Origin of the sequence: Victivallis sp. Marseille-Q1083, assembly GCF_903645315.1 — a bacterium.
In the GTDB taxonomy this organism is placed as follows: Bacteria; Verrucomicrobiota; Lentisphaeria; order Victivallales; family Victivallaceae; genus UMGS1518.
The window spans coordinates 365,331-386,606 of the sequence record NZ_CAHJXL010000002.1 but is presented as its reverse complement, the minus strand read 5'-3'; the positions used below and the strand labels follow the sequence as shown (position 1 = coordinate 386,606).

The following is a 21,276-nucleotide window of genomic DNA, read 5'->3' as shown; positions in this document are numbered from 1 at the left end:
CCTCGCTCCCCATTGGTTGTCAATTTTTGTCAGGCATCGACGATCGCGAACATCAGCGTAATGCGGAACACTTCCCGCTCGCCGACCCGGATCGTGCCGGTTCCCTTGCCGAAGCGCGACTTGCTCGGCGGCAGGACGATTTCACAGATCAACTGGTCGCCCGGATAAATCGGCCCGAACGATTCCGCGCGGTCGATCGACATGAAATATCCCAGTTTGCCCTGATTTTCCGGCCGGGACAATACGCAGGCGCAGCCGGATTGGGCGATGATTTCACACTGCAGAGCCTCCGGCAGCACCGCAAAATCCGTCGCCGTCGCCGCAAACATCTCTTCGTTCAACGACACGTTCTTGATCGCGATGATCCGGTCTCCTTCGATCCGGGCAACGCTGTCGATCAGCAGGAACGGATAACGGTGCGGCACCATCGCCATGATTTTCGTCACATCCATCGCCGTATGTTCGCTGAGGTCGAACTCATTGTACAACTCCGGCATCGCCGCCGGCGAACTCTTCTCCCGCATCGCCAGCGTGATTTTCGCTTCGCAAGTCAGCCCGCCGCTGTTGCCGGTCCTCGCCTGGATGACCGCTTCGCCGTCGGCACATTCCAGCACTTCCGCTTCGATCTTCATCCGGTCGCCCGGCAGGATCGGCTTGCGGAATTTGACTTTTTCGATAACCCGCATATAGACCTGCCGGGAATCGTCCGGCTTCAAACGGTCATGCACCGCCAGTTCCCCCAGCTGCCGCATCGCTTCCAGTTGCAGTACCCCCGGCATGATCGGATGGTTCGGGAAATGTCCCTGAAAAAACAACTCGTTGATGCAGAGATTTTTGACGCCGACAATCCGATTTTCACTTTCCAGCATGGCGCGGTCCAGCATCAACATCGGATAACGCTGTTTCAAAACGGCAGTGATCTCTTTCGGCCCCATTACTTTGCCCGGCTCGATCATTGTATTCTTCTCCTGTGTTTTCTTTCTCTTATCGATAAAATAAATTACTGCGCCGACATCTGCCTGATCATCATGCCGGCCAACTCGACATTTTTCGAATGACCGGGCTTGATGGCAATGATATTGGCCTTGACCCGGCGGCCGCACAGATACATGTCGCCGATGACGTCAAGAATTTTATGCCGGACGATTTCATCCTGAAAGAGCAGCCGCTCCTTGCAGATGATCGCGCCGTTGTGAATGATCGCCGCCGCGTCCAGGCTGCCGCCCTTGACCAGGCCCATTGCCAACAGCTGTTCGAGGTCCTTGTATTCGACGAAAGTCCGCGCTCCGGCGATCTCCTTTTCATAAGTTTCCGGCGAGATGACGAACGACTGGTACTGCGGATCGAACGGACAGCCGCGAAACGAAGCCAGACAACTGATTTCCAACTGCTCGGCCGGCGTCATCACCATCTGGGTGTCGCCGTGCTTGAGGTGCAGAATCTCCCGGCAATGAAAGAATTCCGCCGGCGCCGCCTGTTCGACCCGGCCGGCCGCCTTGACCATCTCCCAGTACGGCATGGCGCTGCCGTCGGCGATCGGCGGCTCCAGGCCGTCCATTTCGACGACGGCATTGTCGATGCCGGCCACATGCAGCGCCGACATGATGTGTTCGACGGTATAGACGACCGCGTTGCCGCAGGCAATCGTCGTCCCGCGGCGGGCGTCGACGACGTTGGTGGCCAGCGCCCGCACCTCCGGAGTGCCCGGCAGGTCCACCCGCCGGAAGATGATGCCGCGGTCGGTCTCCGCCGGCAAAATCCGCAACGTGGCGCGCGCGCCGGTATGCAAGGCGATGCCGGAGACCGAAGCCGGCCGCTCAATGGTATGCTGTTTTTCCATCATGAATATTTTCTCATTCAAAATTTGTATTTGTCGATTGAAACGTCATAATATAGTACGCATATTTTGAAATTTAAACTTATTTCGCTGCAACCGAATGAAATTTATGGCCGAATCGCCCAAAATTATCGTCATTACCGGTCCGACGGCCACCGGAAAAACCGCGCTGGCCGTCCGGCTGGCCCGCCAATTCGACGGCGAAATCGTCAGCGCCGACTCCCGGCAGGTCTACCGGCACATGGACATCGGCACCGGCAAAGACCTGGCCGAATACAGTGCCGGCGGAACGCCGGTGCCGTTTCATCTGATCGATTGCGTGCCGCCGGATGCAACGTACAACCTCCACGCATTCTGCCGTGATGCCCGCCAATGCATCGCGGCGATTGCCGGCCGCGGCCGGCTGCCGGTCATCTGCGGCGGCACGGCGCTCTATATCGACGCTCTGCTGCGCGGCTATGCTTTGCCCGGCACCGCGCCCGACCCGGCCGAACGCGCCGCATTGGACGCCATGGAGCTCGATGCTCTGAACGCCGAACTGGCCGGATTGGCGCCGGAATTTTACCGGACCTTTCTGGATCGCACGAACAAGACCCGGCTGCGCCGGGCAATCGAGATCGCCCGGCATCGCCAAACGCCGGCGGCGGAAATGCCGGCGGCGGATTTTCAGGCGCTGCTGCTCGGGGTCTACTATCCGCGCGATATCGTCCACCGGCGGATCGCCGAACGGCTCGACGCCCGGCTGGCCGCCGGGATGATCGAAGAGGTGCGCGAACTAAACGAACATTATGGTGTCTCTTTTGAAAAACTGGATTTTTTCGGATTGGAATACCGTTACGTCGGCCGTTACCTGCAAAATCGACTGGATTTTCAGACGATGCGCGACGAATTGTTGAGCAAGATCCGGCAGTTCGCCAAACGGCAGGATATCTTTTTCCGGAAAATGGAACGCGAAGGCGCCGTCATCCACTGGCTGCGCGGCGGCAGCGAACCGGATCCGGCGGCATTGGTTCGGCGCTTCCTGGCCGGCGAACCGCTGCCGGCGCCGGTGCTGCAACTGAAAGAAATTCATTACGGCAAGAAAAGTTCTTAATTTCCGAAAGAAGGAGTGATTGATTTTATGTTGAATCTGCCGGTTATCGAAGAGAGCGTGTTCCTGCTCATCGACATGCAGGAACGATTGGTCAAGGCGATGAGCGATATCGAATCCTGCCTGAACCGCCAGCAAATGCTGCTGGCGGGCGCCGGGCTGCTGGGGTGGCGCGTCATCGTCACCGAACAATATCCGCGCGGCCTGGGGCCGACCGTCCCGGCAATCGCCGCTGCATTGCCGGCGGGAACGCCGGTGGTGGCCAAAACCGCTTTTTCCTGTTTCGGGGAACCGTTGTTCGTCGATGCGGTCGACTTCGTTTCGCCGCGCGCGTTGATCGTCGCCGGCATCGAAGCGCATGTCTGTGTGCAGCAGACAGTGCTGGACGCCCTGAACAGCGGCTTCTCCAGCGGCTATGAAGTTTTCGTCGCCGCCGACGCCGTCGCCAGCCGCAAGCCCGGCGATGTCGCGCTGGCGCTCGAACTGATGCGTCAGGCCGGCGCGGTGATCACCTCCAGCGAAGCGCTGCTGTTCATGCTGCTGCGCGGCGCGGAGCACCCGCAGTTCAAGGCCATCTCCCAACTGGTCCGCTGATCCGTCGCTTTATGAGTGAGCTTCAGAAAGAATTCCATCCGGGCGACGTGCCGCAGACACCGGGCGTCTATGTCTTCCGCGACCGTTTCGCCAAGGTGATCTATGTCGGCAAAGCGGTCAATTTGCGGCGGCGGCTCAGCCAGTATTTTCAGCCGTCCCGCACCCGGTACGCCGACGCCAAGCTGCGTTCGCTGATCAACACGATCGCCAACTGGGATTTCTATCCGGTGCGTACCGAAAACGAGGCGCTGATCCTCGAATCGCGGCTGATCAAGGAATACGCGCCGTATTACAACATCCTGATGCGCGACGACAAGCGTTATCTGATGCTGAAAATCAATCTGAATGAACCGTTTCCGACCCTGACGCTGGCCCGGGTGCGCAAGGACGACCGCTACCGTTACTTCGGGCCGTTTCCGAATGGCGGAGCGTTGAAATCGACGCTGGAATTCCTGCTTTCCCATTTCGGATTGCGCACCTGCCGTACCGCCCAGCCGGACGATGAAACCCGCAAGCGCTGCCTGAAACGCATCGTCAAAGACTGCTGCGCGCCCTGTACCGGCCAGGTGACGCCGGAAGAGTACCGGCAGAAGGTCGATCAAATGCTGTCGGTGCTGAACGGCAACATCAAGGAGCTTTCCGCCATCCTGCAGCAGCGGATGAAGGAGGCGGCCGCCGCCCAGAGATTCGAAAAGGCCGCCCACTGGCGCGACGTGCTGACCAACCTGGAAACCGTTTTCGGCGAAAAAAACCGTTCGTTCTCCCGGGCTTTCCTGCCGGTGGAGAGCGGCGAAGCGGCCGTCCTGGCATTGCAGGAGGCGCTGCGGCTGCCGAAGCCGCCGCGCCACATGGAGTGTTTCGACATTTCCAATATCCTCGGCACGCTGGCAGTCGGCAGCATGGTCTGCTTTGAAAACGGCAAACCGGCCCGCGACCAATACCGCCGCTTCCGGATCAAAACGGTCCACCAGAGCGACGACTTCGCGATGATGCATGAAGTGATCACCCGGCGCTATAAACGCTGCCTGGAGGAGAACCGGCCGTTGCCGGACCTGCTGGTCGTCGACGGCGGCAAGGGGCAATTATCCTCGGCGATCGCCGCATTGGTCGAATGCGGCTGCCCGCCCTTCCCGGTCATCGGGCTGGCCAAACAGCAGGAAAAATTTTTCGGGCCGGGCCGTCCCCAGTCGGTACGACTCGACCGCCACAACCCGGCGCTGCGGATGCTGCAGGCGATGCGCGACGAGGCGCACCGTTTCGCCATCGGCTACCACCGGGAACTGCGCAACAAGCGGCTGCAGCAGTCGCTGCTCGATGAAATCGAAGGCATCGGACCGCAGCGCAAAAAGCAACTGCTCGAAACGTTCGGCTCCGTCCGGGAGCTGCGCAAAGCCAGCGTCGCCGAAGTGGTGCAGAAGGTCCCCGGCATCGGCGAAACCTTCGCCGCCAAAGTACTGGCCCAGTTGAACCGGAAAGCGCCGCCCCGTACCCAGCCCCCCGCAACCAAACCGGAGCCGCCGGCCGCGGCGCCATCCCAATAATGTCTACTCCCACCATCTTTAGCATCGGCCATTCATCGTACAAACCGGCCTTCTTCACTATGTCGAAGACAATTCATTCCGCCGAATATCCATTGGCGAGCAGCGACTGGACAAATGCCAGATTTTTCGGGTCCGTCCGGTCTTTTTCTTCGACCAGTACCAGAAAATTTTCTCTCCGGCATATTTCGAGGTTGCCAGATATCCGGCAATTTTGCAGGCCACCGCAGCGGTTATCTTGTCCTACTGCTGGTTCTCCTCTGCCTTTCCCGCTTCCTGGAATTTCCGGCGATCTACCCCCGGCCGGCGTTCCTCGCGATCATACTGGCAGTTGCCGCATTCAGCTTTTTCACACCGGGCAGTACCGTCTCCAGCCCGGACAATCGTACTTTGCCGGTACAAGGCAGGAAAATCAGTCTGCCGCTCTGGGCGTTTATTGTCCCGGCGATAGGCAGCTATAATTTCAAAATATCAATGCATCGCTTGCCCTGGCGGATTTTAAGCACGACGTTTGCCAGCCTTTTCCCGGTTCTCAGAAACCTTTCAGCCGTTTCATTCATTTTCAACATCGGTGCGCAAGAGTTGTCCGGCCGCCAACCGCAGGAAATGTATTATGCCGGAAACTATTCCGATTATCTTTATGAGCCGGTCACCGACACCGATTACAGCCTCAACTATTATCACCCGCTCTGACGACGGCACCGCCAATTGCCGCATTTTACAATTCGATGCCGCCGGGCGGTCGCGAGTCCTGCCGGTAATAAGCGATCAATTTCTGCAATTTTTCCAGCGTCAGCGGCTTCAACACCACGGCGTCGAACAAATCCATGCCGAAATTGGCGCGCGATTCGGTATCGGCGGTCACCGCCACGATCATCAATTCCTCTTTCGGAGCGTTTTTCCTGATCTTTTCCGCCAGTTCCACGCCATTCATCGCCGGCATCCACATGTCGGTCATCACCAGATCCGGCTCGAAATGCTCCAGACATTGCAGCGCCTCCGCACCGGAAGCCGCGCAACAGGTGACAATGCCGAGTTTCTTCAGCATCGCCTCCAGCACCTTCAAATTCATCGGCACATCATCGACCAGCAGGATTGCCAGCGGCCGTTCCGTTCCGGCCACTTCCGCCGGGACCTCCGCCGCATGCGCTTCCGTCTCCGGCGGCGCCGGCAACGCCATGACTTCAGAACGAACCCGTCGCAACGTCACCGTGAAGCAACTGCCTTTGCCGACCTCGCTCTCCAGCGTGATCTTGCCGCCCATCTGGTCGATCAGCCGCGAGGAAATCGTCAACCCCAGCCCGGTGCCCTGATAGGCGTGGCTGCCCCGCACTTCGCTGTCCTGGACAAACGGCTCGAAAATGGTCCGCTGCCCCTTTTCGGAAATGCCGATGCCGGTATCGATCACCCGGATCGTCAAGGTTCCCTGCCGTCCCTCCTCCGGCAGGAAATTGATGCAGAGGCGGACAGTTCCCCGCTCGGTGAATTTCAACGCATTGCCGATCAAATTCAACAGCACCTGCCGCAAGCGCTGGCTGTCGAGATAGAGCGCCGGCAATGTTTCGGGAGCTTCCAGTTTGAACGCCAGCTTTTTCTCCGCCGCCTGCAATTTGAAAATAGCATGGATTTCCCGGCACAATGCCAGGAAGTCGCACTTCTCCGGCACGATGGGGGCCTGGCCGGCCTCCAGCTTGGAAAGATCGAGAATATCGTTGATCAACGTCAACAACGCGTTGCCGGCCAGATTGATCGATTGCAGATATTCATTCTGCTCCTGCAGCGGCAACGTATTGTTGCGCAGCAGTTCGCTGAATCCGATCACCGCATTCAGCGGCGTCCGCAATTCATGGCTCATCGTCGCCAGAAAGTAACTCTTGGCCTTGCTGGCATTCTGCGCATCGAGCACCGCCTGTTTCAGTTTCTGCTCGATCAAATTGAAGTCGGTGATGTCCAGCATCGTCTTGAGCACGTAATCCAATTGGCCGTCGAGCAGGATCGGATTGGCGGTAATCAAATAATCCCGGTCCCGAATATGCATTTCACAGCTATGTTCGACCCAATCGTCCAGCGTCTGCCGGACCGGACAATATTCCGGACAATGCTCTTCGCCGCAGAAGAATTTGTAACACGGCGTATCCGGCGCCACCTGGTCGAAAGGCAGCAGCGACACCCGTTCGGCGGCATGGTTGGCTCGCAGCAGCTTCATATTCTTGTCGTACAAAATGATCGGCGTTTTGATCGTATCCATGATCAATTTTTTCTCATATTCACTGCGCTCCAGGTCCTGCTGCCGCAATTGCCGCAGCAACGCAATCTCGATGATCCGCGCCGCCGCAATCAGCATCTTCTGGGTGATTTCCGGGAAAGCAACCCGCTCTTTGACATAGTCGAAGCCGAGAAAGCCCCACAGCCGGTCATCCGACCAGATACCGGTCGCCAGAATGGATTTGACGTTCTGGCGCCGCAATTCCTTCCGGCCTTCCAGAATCGCCGGATTATAAGCGTCGCGCTCCAGATCGGCGGAAAAAATAATTTCATGATTTTCCAGCGCGTTCACCCACGCCGGCATCAACTCGCTCGGCAGGTGCTGCAGCGTATCGATTTCCGGCGCGACGCCGGGCGCCGTCCATTCGAAAATATTCCGATAGAAATTCTCGCCCTGATCCCGGTAGAAAATATAGCAGCGGTCGGCCTGCACCTGTTCGCCAATCAACAGCAGAACTTTGTCGATCGCCGACGCAAAATCATTGGACAGCAATAATTCTTTCAGCGCATCGTTCAAAGCGCGCTGCTGGTCGCCGTAAGCCTGCAGTTCTTCGATCAGCCGCTGCCGTTCCCGGCTCAACTGCCGTTCCGGCGTAACATCCAAACAGATTCCCAGCAACAGCTTCCGGCCGTCCTCGTGGGTGACGATGCTCTTGATGCTCCGCAACATATGGCGAGAGCCGTCCTCGAATTTCACCTCTTCCTCGGTATCGGTCGTCCCCATCGTCAAAGTAGCACGGTCACTCTCGCCGCAGGAACGGGCATTTTCCGGCAACAGCAACTCCGGATCGCAGTGACCAATCACTTCACGCCCGACCAGGCTGAACGCTTCGGCAAACGCCCGGTTGAACATCAGATAGCGGAAGTCGTGGTCGGCATCTTTGACGAACAGCGAACAGGGTAAATTGTCCATGATCGCCCGCAGCAGATTGTTGGACTGTTTCAACTCGTTGCGATTCTCGGTCAGCTCGGTGATATCGATTCCGACTCCCAACAACAAATCATTGCCGGAACTGCGCCGGAGCTTCACTTTCCAGGTCTGGAATTTGGCCACCCGGCCATTGGGCAACGTGACATCTTCAAAGACGACCTGCGGTGTTTCGCGGAACATGGTATCGGTATCGTCCTCGACGAATTTCCGGGCAGCCTCCGTCGGCATCACCTCGAAATCGGTATGGCCGAACAACATTTTTTCATCCAGCCCGAACATCGAGATGAAGGTGCGGCTGGCCAGCAGATAACGGCCTTCATCGTAAAAATCTTTGATGAACAGCGGAATCGGCAAATTGTCGAGGATGTCTTCCAGCAGCCGGTTCTTTTCCTGCAATTGTCTCTCCATCTTCAATTCCCGGGTGATGTCCACCCCGATCCCCAGCAGCAGCCGGCCGCCGGCCGGCCGGGTCAGCAGCGTCTGGCTGACCTTCAGGTCGTGAACGGAGCCGGCCGTATCGGCCAAAGCGACCCGCATTTCACAGCGGCCGTCCCGCAACGTCGCCAGATCCGCCTGGCGGAACGCCGCTTCGGCCTCCGGCTCCAGAAAATCGGTATCGAGGCAACCGACCAGCTTCTCCGCATCCCGGCCGACCAAATCCCCAATATTGCGACTCACCAGCAGATGCCGCCTGTCGTTTTCGGCATCCTTGACCCAGACATAGCCGGGCATGTTGTCGATGACGTTATGCAGCAGCGCCGAAGTATTCCGATAATTCAGCTCCCGTTCCCGGAAACTGGTCATATCCTGAATGATGCCGAAAAACTCCTTCCGGCCGCTGACCGGGGAAATCTCCTCGAACATCCGGATTTCATAGTAGCGCCACTGTCCGTCATGCTGCACGCGGTACGAACCGTAAAATTCCCGGATCGAACCGCGGAACAGCGCTTCCCACTGATGCCGGAACCCTTCCGCATCCTCTTCCTGCATCCATTCCGACACCGGCAGCGGCACACCGTCACGGCACGGCCAGAGCTGTTCCGGCGGCGCCTGGATGAACTGCTGCCGCTGGTCACAGCGGAAAAATGTCATCCGGCCGGCTTCCAAGGCCTTTTCCAGCACCGCGTTCTGAATATGAAGCCGCGCCAGACGTTCGTATTCCACCGAGACATCCCGGAAAACCAGCACGCCTCCGGTCAAAACACCTTCGGCATTGATAATCGGCGCGGCGCTGTCGGCAATATGCCGCCGCGTTCCATCCCTGGCGATCAAATCGGTATGCTCCGCCAGCATGACGATCCGCCGCTGCTCCAGCGCCTGGCGCAGCGGTGACGGGGCCGGCGCCCGGTCGGGATGACTGACGATCTGAAAAATTTCATCCAGCGGCCGGCCGATTCCTGCCGCCGCCGAATAACCGGTCAACTCGCCGGCCACCTTGTTCAGCAGGACCACCCGCTCTTCGGGATCGGTGACAATGACCCCGTCACCGATGGCTTCCAGCGTTAAGCTCAACTGTTCGGCCATCTGCTGGTGGTCCAGCCGCAGCCGATGCAGTTCTTCGACATCCAGCGACACCCAGATTGCCGCGTCGCGGCCGAACGCCGCCGCCGGCAATTTCCGCACTTCGGCTTTCCGCCGCCGGCCATCCTGGTCGGCATAATCCACGGCATGCGGTTTGCCGTCGGCAAAAACCCGTTGCGCGCAACTCCACAATCCTTCGTATTCCAGCGGCGAAAAACGTTTCAAGTCCAATAATTTCTCCCGGTAGGAGTCATGCGCCCCGGCACAGGAAAAGCGGAGCCTGCCGGAGTCGTCCACCACGACGATCCGCGCCGGCAGCGCCTCGAAAATTGCCCGCATGCGCCGGGCATAGCGGCGGCGAATCAGCCAGCCGACCACCCCGAGGGCCACCAGCAAGCCCAGAATTATGCTTGACAGCAACAGCCAGTTCGCATGGGCATCGGCGAAGGAAGGCGGCACATGGTGCAGAATGGCCCCCGGCGGCAAAACTTCATGGGGAATGCCGAACCGCTGGAGCTCCCGGTAATCGAAATTAACTTCCGTCGCCGCCGTCTCCGGCGGCAGTTCGGCCGGATTCCTGCCGTTTAAAATCTGAAGCAACAGCTCGCCGAGCTGCCCTCCCATCTTCCGCCCGGATACCATAACGCCGCCGATTCCCCATTCCAGCGAAGCGGGAATTTCGTCACAGGCGGCAAAAACCGGCAGATGGGCGGCCGCTTTCTGCAATTCATATTGCAACCGATTGCGGGATAACGGATTTTCTTCGCCGGCGGCAAACCAGTCGTTGTAGATGACCAGCGAATCGGCCGGCAAATGGGCCAGATAGGCCAGCAGTGCCGCCGAATCATATTCCGCCCCGCTCAATACGGTTATTTTTCCGTCATACCCCAGCTCAGCCTGCCGTGCGCTCAATTCTTCCAGCAGTTTCGAACCGTCTTCCGCCGCATTGGACAACACGACCACTTCCCGGGTCGCCGGAAACAATTCCACCCCCAGTCGGAGGTTGTTCAGATTGCCGGGCGGCATCACCACACCGGTCATATTGGCCGGCAGCGACCGGCACAACGCTGCGCCGGCCAGCCGGCAGTCGCCGAAAACCATCGGCAACTGCTCCGGCAACCGGAGCTCCCGCCGCCGCACCAGTTCCAACGCCGGATCGCCCAGAACGATCAACGCCTGATAGGGATGCAAATCCAGCCGCTGCTGCAGCCTCGCCACGTCTTCCGGCCGCGGCCGGGCGGCCGGCTGCAAATTGACATCCAGCTCGAACAATTCAAAGGCGACCGGTTGATTGCCCTGCTGTAAATAGCTGCGCAATCCGAATAAAATATCATTGATCCACTGGGAATCGGCACTGTAGGAAGAGATGCACAGCACGCTTTGATTTTTATGATCCGCCGGCGGATTCCCGCCGGCCGCCAAACCAGTCAGGATCGATAACGCGATCCACAGACACCATTTCCGAAACACACCCGAGCCTATCATTGCCTCTCCTCTTCACGACCGATTTCCAGGTCAGCCAAGCCCGCCGCCGCCGCAACAGGTCTTTCTGCTCCACTCCAATTGAACTTTCCTTCGCAATCGGACATTAATGTAAATTATTTCCGGCAAAACACAAACAGCTTTTGCATTTTATTTGGTATATTTGACACCGGCCCTGGTCGTTCGGTGCTTCCGGAACAGAAAAAAAACCCGTCAGCGCCAGGCACCGACGGGAATTGAAACGGCAACGCGGACCTTATCGCACCGGACTCAACTCGTTTTCGATATCTTCCAGCGAGCGGCCTTTGGTTTCCGGCATCATCGTCTTCGCCCAGATCAACTGCAAGATCATCATCGCGCAGAAAAAGGCGAACATGTAACCGGCATCGAAAGCCTTGATGGCAATCGGAAACACCAGCGTCAGGAGCGCGGCGAAAATCCAGTGGGTGAAGCTGCCGAGCGCCTGTCCGGACGCCCGTTGGTCGTTCGGGAAAATTTCGGCGATAAACACCCAGATGATCGTCCCGGAACCGATCGCATGCGCCGCAATGAACACAATCATGCAGACCAACACAATCCAACTGGAAGAGCCCAGCAAAGCCGAAGCCTCCTGCTGCGAATGCGCGGCGATCATTTTAACCTCCTGCGGCGTGGCCTGTTCTGGAATCACCACCTCATCGCCGCCGTAACGCTCCGACGCCGTGGCCTTCATCAGCGCTTCCCGCGCCGTCCGATACTCCCGGAGAGCCCGTTCCTGGTCGGCAGCGGTCAGATAGCCCTCCTCCGTTTCGATACGCATCTGCAGGTCGGCGCCGCCGGCCGTATCGATCGCCGCCGAAACCACTTTGAATTCGGCGAAGGAGAAAAAGGCGACCGCACAAACGCCGAGGCTCAGAATATAACCGACCGAACCGATGTACAGCAGGGTCCGCCGCCCCAGCCTGTCGATCAGCCACAAGCCGACAAACGTAAAAATCAAATTGGTGATGCCCAGGCTGATCGAAGCCGCCAGCGCGTTGCTCATCCCGGCCAGCCCCAGCAGGCGCGGCGCAAAATACAAAATGACGTTGATGCCGGACAGCTGATTAAAGAAAGCGATCAGAAAAGCGAACAGAATCGGATAACGCAGCCGTTTCGACCAGAATTTCGACTTCTTTTCGGTCACCACCGTACCGGTGGCCGCCACCGAGGCGACCAAAGTCCGAATGTCCGCTTCGCTCATCGCCGGATTGAGTTTGCGAAATACTTCGGCCCCCTCCGCTTCCCGCTGCGCATTGACAATCAGCCAACGCGGACTCTCCGGCAGCAGGAAACACAGCGACATATAAACGATCGCCGGCAACGCCTCGACTCCCAACATCCAGCGCCAGGCAACCTCCGCCTCGCAAACATTGCCGATGATGAAATTGGACAGATAAGCCATCAGGATACCGAATACAATGTTGAACTGAAAGAGCCCGGCCAGTTTGCCGCGGTCGTCGGCCGGTGAAATTTCGGCGATGAAAAGCGGCGCCGCAATCGTCGAAATGCCGATCCCGACGCCGCCGATGAATCTGGCGACGATAAACGACGACACATCCCAGGCAAACGCCGACCCGATCGCCGATACCACATAGAGAATACCGTTGAGAATCAATGTTTTCCGACGCCCCCAGCGGGACGTCGGAAAACCGCCGCAAAACGCGCCCAGCACCGTACCCCACAATGCCGAACTCAACGCCCAACCATGCATCGCTCCACTCAGCGACCAGAGATCCTGAATCTGCTTTTCCGCTCCGGAAATGACCACGGTGTCAAAACCGAACAGAAAGCCGGCCAACGCCGAAGTAACCGCCCACAACCAGAGCCGCCCTTTGATCATCATGACATTTTCTCCTATTCCAAAATTGAAACTTGTTCCGGCGGCCGACCGCCGCCTGTTTTTTTTACAACGCTAAAAGGCACCCGGCCGGGCCGCCACCTCCGCCGCCAGACGGTTGCCGGCCGCTGCCGCCGCTTCAATGCCGCAGCCGGAAAGAAAATGATAGAGGAAAGCGGCGCTGAACGCATCGCCGGCTCCCACCGTGCTGACAATTTCAGCCGGATAGGCCGGCGAATCCACCGTCCGGCCGTCCTGCCAGATCCGGCAACCGTCCGGACCGAGCGTTTCGACGATCAGTTGCAATTGGAAACGGTCGGCCAGAGCCTCGCACTCCGGCGCCATGCCGAACATCGATGCGATTCGCGGCAGTTCTTCGTCGTTCAATTTGACGATATCCGCCACTTGAAGCGAGGCCTCCAAAACGGCTTTCGAATAGAAATTCTGCCGCAGATTGACATCGCAAAAGACCGGCGCCGCCACTTGATCCAGCAATTTCCACAGCGAAGCTCTGGAAACCTCCCCCCGCTGCGCCAGCGTGCCGAAACAGAACAGATCCATCGCCGGATCCGCCAACTCCGGAACCGGAATATGATCGTAGGCGCAGTCCAATTGAAAAAAGTATGAGGGAACTTTGGCTTCATCAAGCGTTACGGTAACCGTTCCGGTCGGTTGCGGCACCCGGGCGATATAAGCGAGCGAAAGCCCCTGCCTGGCCACCTCCCGCCTGGCGGTTTCCCCGAGTTCATCCTCTCCCACCGCCGAAATCAATCCGACCTCGGCCCCCAGCCGGTGCAGATGAACCGCCAAATTCAACGGCGCACCGCCCAGGTGCGCCCCGTCGGCGAAAACATCAAACAGAATTTCTCCAAAGGAAAAAATACGCAAATTTTTTTCTTTCCTACCACCAGTTTCATTCCCAGTCGACAACTTCATTTCCTCATCCCGTTTTTAATCGCTGAATTCCAGGTTTTCCAATCTCGTCCAAAGCATATCACTTCCTCACACGGATTTCAAATCAAAAACCAACCTGTACCCCAAAATCCCCCTCCCTCGCCCAGTTCCATTTTTTCCGTCGGCATTCGCCCCGCCTTCCGGAACATCCCGGCAGCCGCACGACTTTATCACCATTCATAACTATCTTATACAATCTAAGGATATCACCTTTCTTCCCAAATGTCAATCTCCCGTGGAGGGTTTTTGACGATTTTTCCCGGGAAACCTCGGGAATGCTGAAAACTTCCTCCGTTTTTCCGGTATTTTCATCCGCTTCTCATTGACAAAACAATTCCGGTCAGCTACCTGTAATCTCACACCGGCCCGTGCGTGTTCTTCCGTTCTGTCGAGAATGAAAATTCGCAACCGGCCGGAGCAAGTTCATGCAACCATGACAATTCAAACAATGCGGGAGGAAAGATTATGCTCGGGATTTTTTCACTGCCCCGTCCGGTCGAATTTCCGGCGGATTTCCTCTGGGGCTCGGCCACGGCCGGTCACCAGATTGAGGGAAATAACCTTCACAGTCAGAATTACCGTCACGAACTGGAAGCCCATTTTGCCGAACCCTCCGGCTCGGCCTGCAATTCCTGGGAGTTATACGAACAGGACATCGAGCTGGCCGCGGAACTCGGCCAGCGGGCTTTCCGACTGTCGATCGAATGGAGCCGAATCGAGCCGGCAGAAGGCCGGCGCGACCGCCAGGCACTTCAGCGCTACCTGAAAGTGCTGGAATGCCTGCAAGCGCACCAAATCAAAGTATTCCTGACCCTGCACCACTTCTCTCATCCGGCCTGGTTTGAGGATCTCGGCGAATTCCGGCTGCGGGAAAATGTCAAATACTTCGAGCGGCACGTCGAATTTCTGGTACCGCAAGTCGCGCCGTTCGTCAGCAACTGGAATATCATCAACGAATTCAATTTGCCGCGCGGCGCCGGCGCCAACGAGCGCAAAGCCAATCTGCTCCACGCCCATGCCCGTTGCGCAGCGATCATCCGCCAATATTCCGGCGCGCCGATCGGCACTGCCCACGCGCTGGTCCACTGGGCGCCGGAACAGGAATTCGATGAATTCGACGTCACCCAAACCAGGCTGATCGACTGGGAAACCAACGGTTTCTTCTTTCACGCCATCCGGACCGGCGAATTGCTGCTGCCGTACCGGGAAGCCGAACAGATTCCGGGCCTTAAGGATTCCTGCGATTATTGGGCGCTCAATTATTATACGCGCCATTACCTGACGGCCCGCAAACCGTTTGAAAACGCGCCGCGGCACGATTGCGATCACATCCGGATGATCGACCGTCCCTTTTATCTCGAAGAATTCTACCCGGACGGCCTGATCCTTGAAATCGACCGGCTGCGCGACAAACCGGTCATCATCACCGAAAACGGCCTCTCCTGCGACGACGACCGGTTGCGCATCCTCTATATCGCCCGCCACCTCCAGGCGCTGGCGGAAGCCATCCGGCGCGGCGCCCGGGTCGACGGTTATCTCTACTGGTCGTTCCTCGACAATTACGAGTGGTCCAGTTTCGTGCCGCGTTTCGGCCTGGTCGATGTGGATTTCAAAACCTTCCGCCGGACACCGAAGCCGAGCGCTTATTTCTACCGGGATATTATCGCCCGCGGCGGTTTCGACCGCGAATTGCTGCTTCAATATCTGCCGGAATTCCGCGATTGGAAACTGTACGTCTGACCCTATCCCGAATTTCAGCAATCTGAAAACATCGATTTTCGGAAAATAAAAAAAAACAGCGGAATTCATTTTCGCAACCCGCTGGATTTCCATGACTTAAACTGGAGCCAATGATCGGAATCAATCAGTTCTAATTTGCATTTGCAGTTCGGATGAATCGGCAAAGCCGGCGCTTCATCTTTCCGATAGTATTTTCCTTCATGCGCCAAGTATCTGGCACATGAAGTTGGCCCCTTATCCGTGACAAATTTATAGTATTTGAATTTACTGTTTTCCTCAAGCGCATCAACGATATTATCGATATCCATGATCAACCTCCTGTTTTTTGTGGGAAAGCATTCTTACTGGAAGATGTATTGTCAACCTTTCGGGGGGCTGCATAAGCTGTATCGCTTTGCCTAAACATTATCAAACTTGAACTTGAAATCCGTATAGTGAATGCTATTGTATTGATGCCCCAGTCAAACAAATAAGGATTTTTTCTGCATAAGGAGGCATGGAATGATTCAGCGCGAAATACAACAACAACTGCTCAAGTTAGCCTCCATGTATCCGGTGGTCACGCTTACCGGCCCCCGACAGTCCGGCAAGACCACTCTGGCGAAGATGACATTTCCGCAGCACCAGTATGTCAATCTGGAAAACTTCGATATCCGGCAGATGGCCGAAGCCGATCCCAGGGGATTTCTGAAGAGCTACGCGCCGCCGGTCATCTTCGATGAAATCCAGCGCGTCCCGAAGCTGTTGAGCTTCATTCAGACTGCCGTGGATGAAAACAAAACCTATGGACAGTATATCCTGACCGGCAGCCATCAACCGGCTTTGGGGGCCGGCGTTTCACAGTCGCTGGCCGGGCGTACCGGCATTCTGCAACTGCTGCCGCTCTCCATTTCCGAGCTGACCGCCTCCGGTATTACGCTGGAGCGCGATCAATACCTTTATTCCGGCTTTATGCCGCGCCTTTACGACACGACGCTTGATCCGAAGAACCTCTACCGTGATTACTTCTCGACCTATGTGGAGAAGGATGTGCGTCAGATGCTGAATATCAAGGACCTCAGTCAGTTTGAAACATTTGTGAAGCTGCTGGCGGGCCGTGTGGGGCAACTGGTCAATCTGGCCTCACTGGCGGGAGATGTGGGCGTATCGTCACAGACGCTCGCCCAGTGGCTTTCCGTACTGGAAGCCAGCTTCATCATCTTTCAACTGCCGGGATACTATGAGAATTTCGGCAAACGCCTGATCAAGAGCAGGAAACTCTACTTTACGGAAGTCGGTCTGGCGACATGGCTATTGGGAATCAATTCTCCTGAACAGGTTGCCCGCGATCCGCTGTTCGGCGGCCTTTTTGAAAACATGGTGGTCATTGAGGCGCTGAAACAACGCTTCAACGCGGGCGAAACGGCGGAACTGTACTTCATTCGGGATTCGCAGGGGCTGGAGGCCGACCTCCTGTTTCGCAAGAACAACCAAACGTTGATACCGGTGGAAATCAAAGGCGGCATGACCTGGAACAAGGATTTCTGCAAAAATCTCTTGAAGTTCCGCAAACTGTCGGAGAAATTCCAGCCCGGTTTCGTCATCTATTCCGGCGATCTGACGCCGGAAATCGACGGCATCAGATTTCTCAATTTCAAAGATACCGGCATAGTGGTAAAATGAGCCGATTTTCGGATAACATCGGTCAAGTCAACCGCAGTGGAGGGTAATATGATCCTGACTCCGGAAGAGATCAAAGTGGTCAAAGACTTTTTAGCCCCAGCCGTGAAAAACGGCCTGCTTGACGGCAGGCGGTTGAATGAACTTCTGAAGCTGGCGGCTTCCGGCGGCGAAAGCCGACCGAAAGCGCCAGAGAAATTATACACGGTAAAAGAAGCCGCCGAGCTTCTTGGCTGCCACCCGAAATCGATTTACCGCTATTTCCGGGAAGGACGTTTGCACAAGGTACAATCGGGGAAACGCGCCGTCCGAATATCCCAACATGAAATTGAACATTTTCCTAAATAATCGACTTATTTTTTGCGTCTCCACACCACAGAAAGTGATATGTTGTTTTGTATGTTGTTTAGTAAACAACGCTGAATATCGTGGAAAGAAATAAATTTATGTGGACAAACAAAATAACTTCTTCGGAAATTGATGAGTTCACTACCGAATGGGTCAACCGAAGCTTCTATCTGCAGGAAAGTGCCTGGAAGTTTTCTGGCTGTTTGGAATACTTGGACCGTCTGCAATTTCCGGCTTGGGCCAATATAATTTTCTTCAATGATCCGGAATTAGAATTCCATATTCCGCCCATTCTCTTTCGAGGGCCGATGTTGCCATATCCATTACCGGTTTTTGAACAAGATTTCAACAACATCGAAAAGGCATTCTCGAAAATCCCACAACAAATAAAAACTTATTTTCTTATCGTGCAGGAAGCCACAGAAACGATTTACGATTGTTTTAAACGGGCCTGTCAAATTGCCCAAAAATTTAATCATTTGCAGAGATTGCAATATATTGTTGCATTCCGTATAGAGGAACAGTTAAAGTGGGTTGTTTCCGTTTTTACTCATCAGAAGCTTTTTGAGCAACAGCAGAAGCTGTTTTTGGCTTTGGACTATCGGCAGTTGACAAAGCATTCCCTTCCTAAGCTGGCTCCAGTATCCCAGCCGGCCGGAAAGCTGCTGGTTTTTGAAACCACTCCGCATAACCGCGAAGTTCTTGCACAATATATCCAAGTGGTACTGCGGCATAAAACCCTTCCGTTTGTTCTCGACATAATCGCCCCAATTCTTATGATCTCCGATGTCGGTGACTGCTTGCTTTCCCAGATACGCCACTATCACGGAACCAATATTATCATAGAAAATGGTTATATTCAATGGCTGGACCACAATACCAGCCATACGGTCATCAGCTTTGCCAAGTCAGCAATAAAAGATACTGAAGTCTTGGCCGGGAAGCTTTGTCATGAATTTTTCTCGCGTAAGGCACAAGTTCTGATCTGGGACAGTGAATTGATTCCCCGCCCAGATAGTCCTCTCGGTTTGTTTTTCCAAGAGCTATTAGATGCCGGATACCATGTCTGGCTGTGTTTGCATAGTGAAATTGACAACTTAGAGATGAAGTGGCAGGAGAAAATTTCAGTCATCCGCAAATCCGGTCGAAACGGACAGCAACTTTTTATTACCAAACATACAACTATCGGAGTCGATAGCCGTCCTAAACAATACCGCTGCTCGGCAGATGCCAAAAATGAGATATTCGGCAGTAAATATGCCGGACTGGGACGAGAAATCCAGGAATTATCTGCCCATGGGAAAGGAGAAAAAGAAATCGCCCGGCAATTGAATCTGAGTATTTATACGTTACGACAGATCAAGCGGCGAGCGGGTATCAGAGTAAATGCGCCGCTGAAACGGAAACGGCGTACCGGAATGGATAAAAAAATTGCGGCGTTGAGGGGCTCCCTGCCAGTAAATGAAATCGCTCGGCGACTGAAAACGTCCCCGAGCTATATCAGAAAACGTTTCATGGCACAGGATGCCGCGAAACAGAAATTGTTAACTCAGGGTACTGAGCCACCAACGCAGCAATTCGTCCCGTATGATTAGAATTTTTCGGCATCCATCCCGGCGAAAACAAGCTTCCGGGGGGATAGATTTTTCGCTGCCATCTTTGCGCTTCAGTTTATTCTTATCCTTAATGGAGCGGAGATTTTGAATCGTAGTCCAGCGCAGTGCGCCTCCTGTAAGCCGGTCAAGCTGAACGGCGGGGAAAACAGGAGGCCACTCCTTGCAAAATTGCTCGAACAGTTCATTATTGGTCATTGATAGCTTCCTTTCGTCTTAGCTATCGAATGGCCGGTTACAATAAATAATAATTCCGACCTCTTGAGGGCAGGAACACGCTTGCCTGCTTTCTGACTTATCGATCCCTAATTCAGACATCTGCCCATATTGCCATTTTCCTGCCGCGGCAAGGTTTTTTGTTCTTGACCACTGTGGCTGTACAGGGCATTTCCAGATAAAGCCCCGCCTATTAGGTAATATCTAACACATGTGCATACACGTGCATATATACGCGCGTAGCTATAGAAAGGGAGATCCGTTGTATTTAATTATCTTGGTGTACATAATATAGACAAAATACACCAAGGAGACCCCATGCCTAAGAGACATGCGAACATGACTGACAAGCCGACATTCGGCGAAAAGTCGAAACCGATCATGACCAACTGCGCCAAGGGGCTGCGATGCAGTACCCCGATCTTAAAACGCATTGAATCACAAATGGACGACATGCTTGCGCGACATGATGACGTTTATTTTTTTCGGTTCGATATCCGTTATCCTCAGGGATACACCGCACCTCGGGACAACCGGCAATTCTGCGCTTTTCAAGCCGATTATGTGAAAGGGCTGCAAAGGGCAAATTATGATGTCCGCTATGTCGCGGTCAGGGAACAGGAAAATAGCAGCAACCAGCATTACAGCGAGATTGTTTTGGTCAATGTTTCTCCTGACCCCAAAGGCGTTGTCAGCAAGCCTGAACTTAAGCCTTTTATCGACTCAGCCGAAAAGATTTGGGAACGCAAGTTGGGCTTACCGCCGGTCGACGAAGACGAGCGTGATATTCCGCCGGAATGTCGAAAAAAGAACAGGGGATTGATTGAGGACTGCACCAAGAGCCGTTACGGTTCTCCGCAGGAGAATGGGATTATGCTCAGCAAGAGCGATCCTGAATATGAGGAAAAAATCAATCGGTGTTTTCACTGGGGGAGCTATACAGCCAAGGGAAAACAGAAAGATAAGACCCCGCCGGGGCAACGCGAACTGTTTTCCTCCCGGTTGCCGAACACACAAAAAAATAATTACTATCAAATAAAGCCATATCAAAAATAATTCCCCGAATTATAGTTATACTTTTAATGAAAAATTTAACAATAAAATTGATGCTGATCATGAAAAATGAAGAATTCCATAATACCTTGGAGATCGAAAAGGCAGCCGAATCAATGCGGCAGAATCGGAATAGAAGTTGGGAAGTCCCTTCTGAACAGCCGAAAAATCGAGCTCGCCCTTGGATGAAAAACATGTTGGCAGGAACGGACCGGCAGGGGGAAATTGATCGGCTGTGCGAGCTTGAAGATAACGCGACGGAGGTGATTCCATGGGATGAATTTGACGAACGGGAGTTGTGGTATCTGCTGAAAGCCCGGCCTGATTTTGCCTCGAATTGTCCACTGAAAATTCTTCATAATTTGTCGCCGGAAGTCTGGCTCAGCCTTCTGCTTGATTTTCCCTTGTTGGCAAAACAGTGTCCGCATATTCAACAATTCTCAGCAAAAGACTGGCAACTGCTTGTGTCCAAATATCCGCAACTGTCACACCGTCGCCCACATCCTGACTGTTGGTAATCATAAAAAAGATACTGCGTTTCCCTGATCAGAAAACGCAGTATTTTACATGTTTCGCT

The 21,276-nt window shown here is 55.1% G+C and carries 16 protein-coding genes; 10 read left to right on the top strand and 6 right to left on the bottom strand.

The genetic code is table 11. The features are described 5' to 3' along the window. Positions 1-29: 29 nt before the first annotated feature. Positions 30-956 carry a 3-hydroxyacyl-ACP dehydratase FabZ gene (gene fabZ, locus HWX74_RS17645; protein WP_176014891.1) on the bottom strand — a complete coding sequence of 309 codons (927 nt, stop codon included), beginning with the start codon at positions 954-956 and terminating at the stop codon, positions 30-32. A 44-nt stretch (positions 957-1,000) separates the two neighbouring features. Next, complete coding sequence (gene lpxC / locus HWX74_RS17640) at positions 1,001-1,843, bottom strand: UDP-3-O-acyl-N-acetylglucosamine deacetylase (protein WP_176014890.1); 843 nt, start codon at positions 1,841-1,843, stop codon at positions 1,001-1,003. Positions 1,844-1,946: 103 nt separating this feature from the next. Between lpxC and miaA the strand changes: the two genes are divergently transcribed. From miaA to HWX74_RS17620, 4 genes are all read left to right on the top strand, one after another. Beyond that, positions 1,947-2,930: a tRNA (adenosine(37)-N6)-dimethylallyltransferase MiaA gene (gene miaA / locus HWX74_RS17635; protein WP_217705013.1), complete on the top strand. Its 984-nt coding sequence runs from the start codon at positions 1,947-1,949 to the stop codon at positions 2,928-2,930. 27 nt (positions 2,931-2,957) lie between these two features. Then, positions 2,958-3,521, top strand: a complete 564-nt coding sequence (locus HWX74_RS17630; protein ID WP_176014888.1) for an isochorismatase family protein — start codon at positions 2,958-2,960, stop codon at positions 3,519-3,521. 11 nt (positions 3,522-3,532) lie between these two features. Next, positions 3,533-5,062 carry an excinuclease ABC subunit UvrC gene (locus HWX74_RS17625; protein WP_176014887.1) on the top strand — a complete coding sequence of 510 codons (1,530 nt, stop codon included), beginning with the start codon at positions 3,533-3,535 and terminating at the stop codon, positions 5,060-5,062. A 471-nt stretch (positions 5,063-5,533) separates the two neighbouring features. Further along, complete coding sequence (locus tag HWX74_RS17620) at positions 5,534-5,752, top strand: hypothetical protein (RefSeq protein ID WP_176014886.1); 219 nt, start codon at positions 5,534-5,536, stop codon at positions 5,750-5,752. 25 nt (positions 5,753-5,777) lie between these two features. Here HWX74_RS17620 and HWX74_RS17615 read toward each other — a convergent pair whose 3' ends face one another. From HWX74_RS17615 to HWX74_RS17605, 3 genes are all read right to left on the bottom strand, one after another. Further along, on the bottom strand, positions 5,778-11,261 hold the full coding sequence (locus HWX74_RS17615; protein WP_176014885.1) for a PAS domain-containing protein: 5,484 nt from the start codon (positions 11,259-11,261) through the stop codon (positions 5,778-5,780). 253 nt (positions 11,262-11,514) lie between these two features. Continuing rightward, a complete protein-coding gene (locus tag HWX74_RS17610) occupies positions 11,515-13,122 on the bottom strand; it encodes a sugar porter family MFS transporter (protein WP_217705012.1) in 1,608 nt (535 codons plus the stop codon). 69 nt (positions 13,123-13,191) lie between these two features. Further along, a complete protein-coding gene (locus HWX74_RS17605) occupies positions 13,192-14,004 on the bottom strand; it encodes a carbohydrate kinase (protein WP_176014884.1) in 813 nt (270 codons plus the stop codon). Positions 14,005-14,535: 531 nt separating this feature from the next. Here HWX74_RS17605 and HWX74_RS17600 point away from each other — a divergent pair. Continuing rightward, on the top strand, positions 14,536-15,810 hold the full coding sequence (locus HWX74_RS17600) for a glycoside hydrolase family 1 protein (RefSeq protein WP_176014883.1): 1,275 nt from the start codon (positions 14,536-14,538) through the stop codon (positions 15,808-15,810). 65 nt (positions 15,811-15,875) lie between these two features. Here HWX74_RS17600 and HWX74_RS17595 read toward each other — a convergent pair whose 3' ends face one another. Beyond that, positions 15,876-16,118 carry a hypothetical protein gene (locus HWX74_RS17595; protein ID WP_176014882.1) on the bottom strand — a complete coding sequence of 81 codons (243 nt, stop codon included), beginning with the start codon at positions 16,116-16,118 and terminating at the stop codon, positions 15,876-15,878. A 193-nt stretch (positions 16,119-16,311) separates the two neighbouring features. Between HWX74_RS17595 and HWX74_RS17590 the strand changes: the two genes are divergently transcribed. The 5 genes from HWX74_RS17590 (at position 16,312) to HWX74_RS17570 (ending at position 21,217) form a co-directional block, all read left to right on the top strand. After that, a complete protein-coding gene (locus HWX74_RS17590; protein ID WP_176014881.1) occupies positions 16,312-17,472 on the top strand; it encodes an ATP-binding protein in 1,161 nt (386 codons plus the stop codon). Between the two features lie 48 nt (positions 17,473-17,520). Further along, positions 17,521-17,817: a helix-turn-helix domain-containing protein gene (locus HWX74_RS17585; RefSeq protein ID WP_176014880.1), complete on the top strand. Its 297-nt coding sequence runs from the start codon at positions 17,521-17,523 to the stop codon at positions 17,815-17,817. 98 nt (positions 17,818-17,915) lie between these two features. After that, positions 17,916-19,412 (top strand): helix-turn-helix transcriptional regulator, encoded by a 1,497-nt coding sequence (locus HWX74_RS17580; RefSeq protein ID WP_176014879.1) that lies wholly within the window; start codon positions 17,916-17,918, stop codon positions 19,410-19,412. Positions 19,413-19,964: 552 nt separating this feature from the next. After that, positions 19,965-20,702, top strand: coding sequence for a hypothetical protein (locus HWX74_RS17575; protein ID WP_176014878.1), 738 nt, complete (start codon positions 19,965-19,967; stop codon positions 20,700-20,702). A gap of 59 nt (positions 20,703-20,761) precedes the next feature. Further along, positions 20,762-21,217: a hypothetical protein gene (locus HWX74_RS17570; RefSeq protein WP_176014877.1), complete on the top strand. Its 456-nt coding sequence runs from the start codon at positions 20,762-20,764 to the stop codon at positions 21,215-21,217. The last annotated feature ends 59 nt before the right edge of the window (positions 21,218-21,276 follow it).

Bases quoted from the DNA above. Each gene is read 5' to 3' on its own strand.
- HWX74_RS17585 (WP_176014880.1), top strand. From the start codon at position 17,521: ATGATCCTGACTCCGGAAGAGATCAAAGTGGTCAAAGACTTTTTAGCC.
- HWX74_RS17620 (WP_176014886.1), top strand. From the start codon at position 5,534: ATGCATCGCTTGCCCTGGCGGATTTTAAGCACGACGTTTGCCAGCCTT.
- HWX74_RS17615 (WP_176014885.1), bottom strand. From the start codon at position 11,261: ATGATAGGCTCGGGTGTGTTTCGGAAATGGTGTCTGTGGATCGCGTTA.
- HWX74_RS17580 (WP_176014879.1), top strand. From the start codon at position 17,916: ATGTGGACAAACAAAATAACTTCTTCGGAAATTGATGAGTTCACTACC.
- HWX74_RS17600 (WP_176014883.1), top strand. From the start codon at position 14,536: ATGCTCGGGATTTTTTCACTGCCCCGTCCGGTCGAATTTCCGGCGGAT.
- HWX74_RS17590 (WP_176014881.1), top strand. From the start codon at position 16,312: ATGATTCAGCGCGAAATACAACAACAACTGCTCAAGTTAGCCTCCATG.
- HWX74_RS17630 (WP_176014888.1), top strand. From the start codon at position 2,958: ATGTTGAATCTGCCGGTTATCGAAGAGAGCGTGTTCCTGCTCATCGAC.
- HWX74_RS17625 (WP_176014887.1), top strand. From the start codon at position 3,533: ATGAGTGAGCTTCAGAAAGAATTCCATCCGGGCGACGTGCCGCAGACA.
- HWX74_RS17575 (WP_176014878.1), top strand. From the start codon at position 19,965: ATGCCTAAGAGACATGCGAACATGACTGACAAGCCGACATTCGGCGAA.
- lpxC (WP_176014890.1), bottom strand. From the start codon at position 1,843: ATGATGGAAAAACAGCATACCATTGAGCGGCCGGCTTCGGTCTCCGGC.
- miaA (WP_217705013.1), top strand. From the start codon at position 1,947: ATGGCCGAATCGCCCAAAATTATCGTCATTACCGGTCCGACGGCCACC.
- HWX74_RS17595 (WP_176014882.1), bottom strand. From the start codon at position 16,118: ATGGATATCGATAATATCGTTGATGCGCTTGAGGAAAACAGTAAATTC.
- HWX74_RS17570 (WP_176014877.1), top strand. From the start codon at position 20,762: ATGAAAAATGAAGAATTCCATAATACCTTGGAGATCGAAAAGGCAGCC.
- fabZ (WP_176014891.1), bottom strand. From the start codon at position 956: ATGATCGAGCCGGGCAAAGTAATGGGGCCGAAAGAGATCACTGCCGTT.
- HWX74_RS17610 (WP_217705012.1), bottom strand. From the start codon at position 13,122: ATGATGATCAAAGGGCGGCTCTGGTTGTGGGCGGTTACTTCGGCGTTG.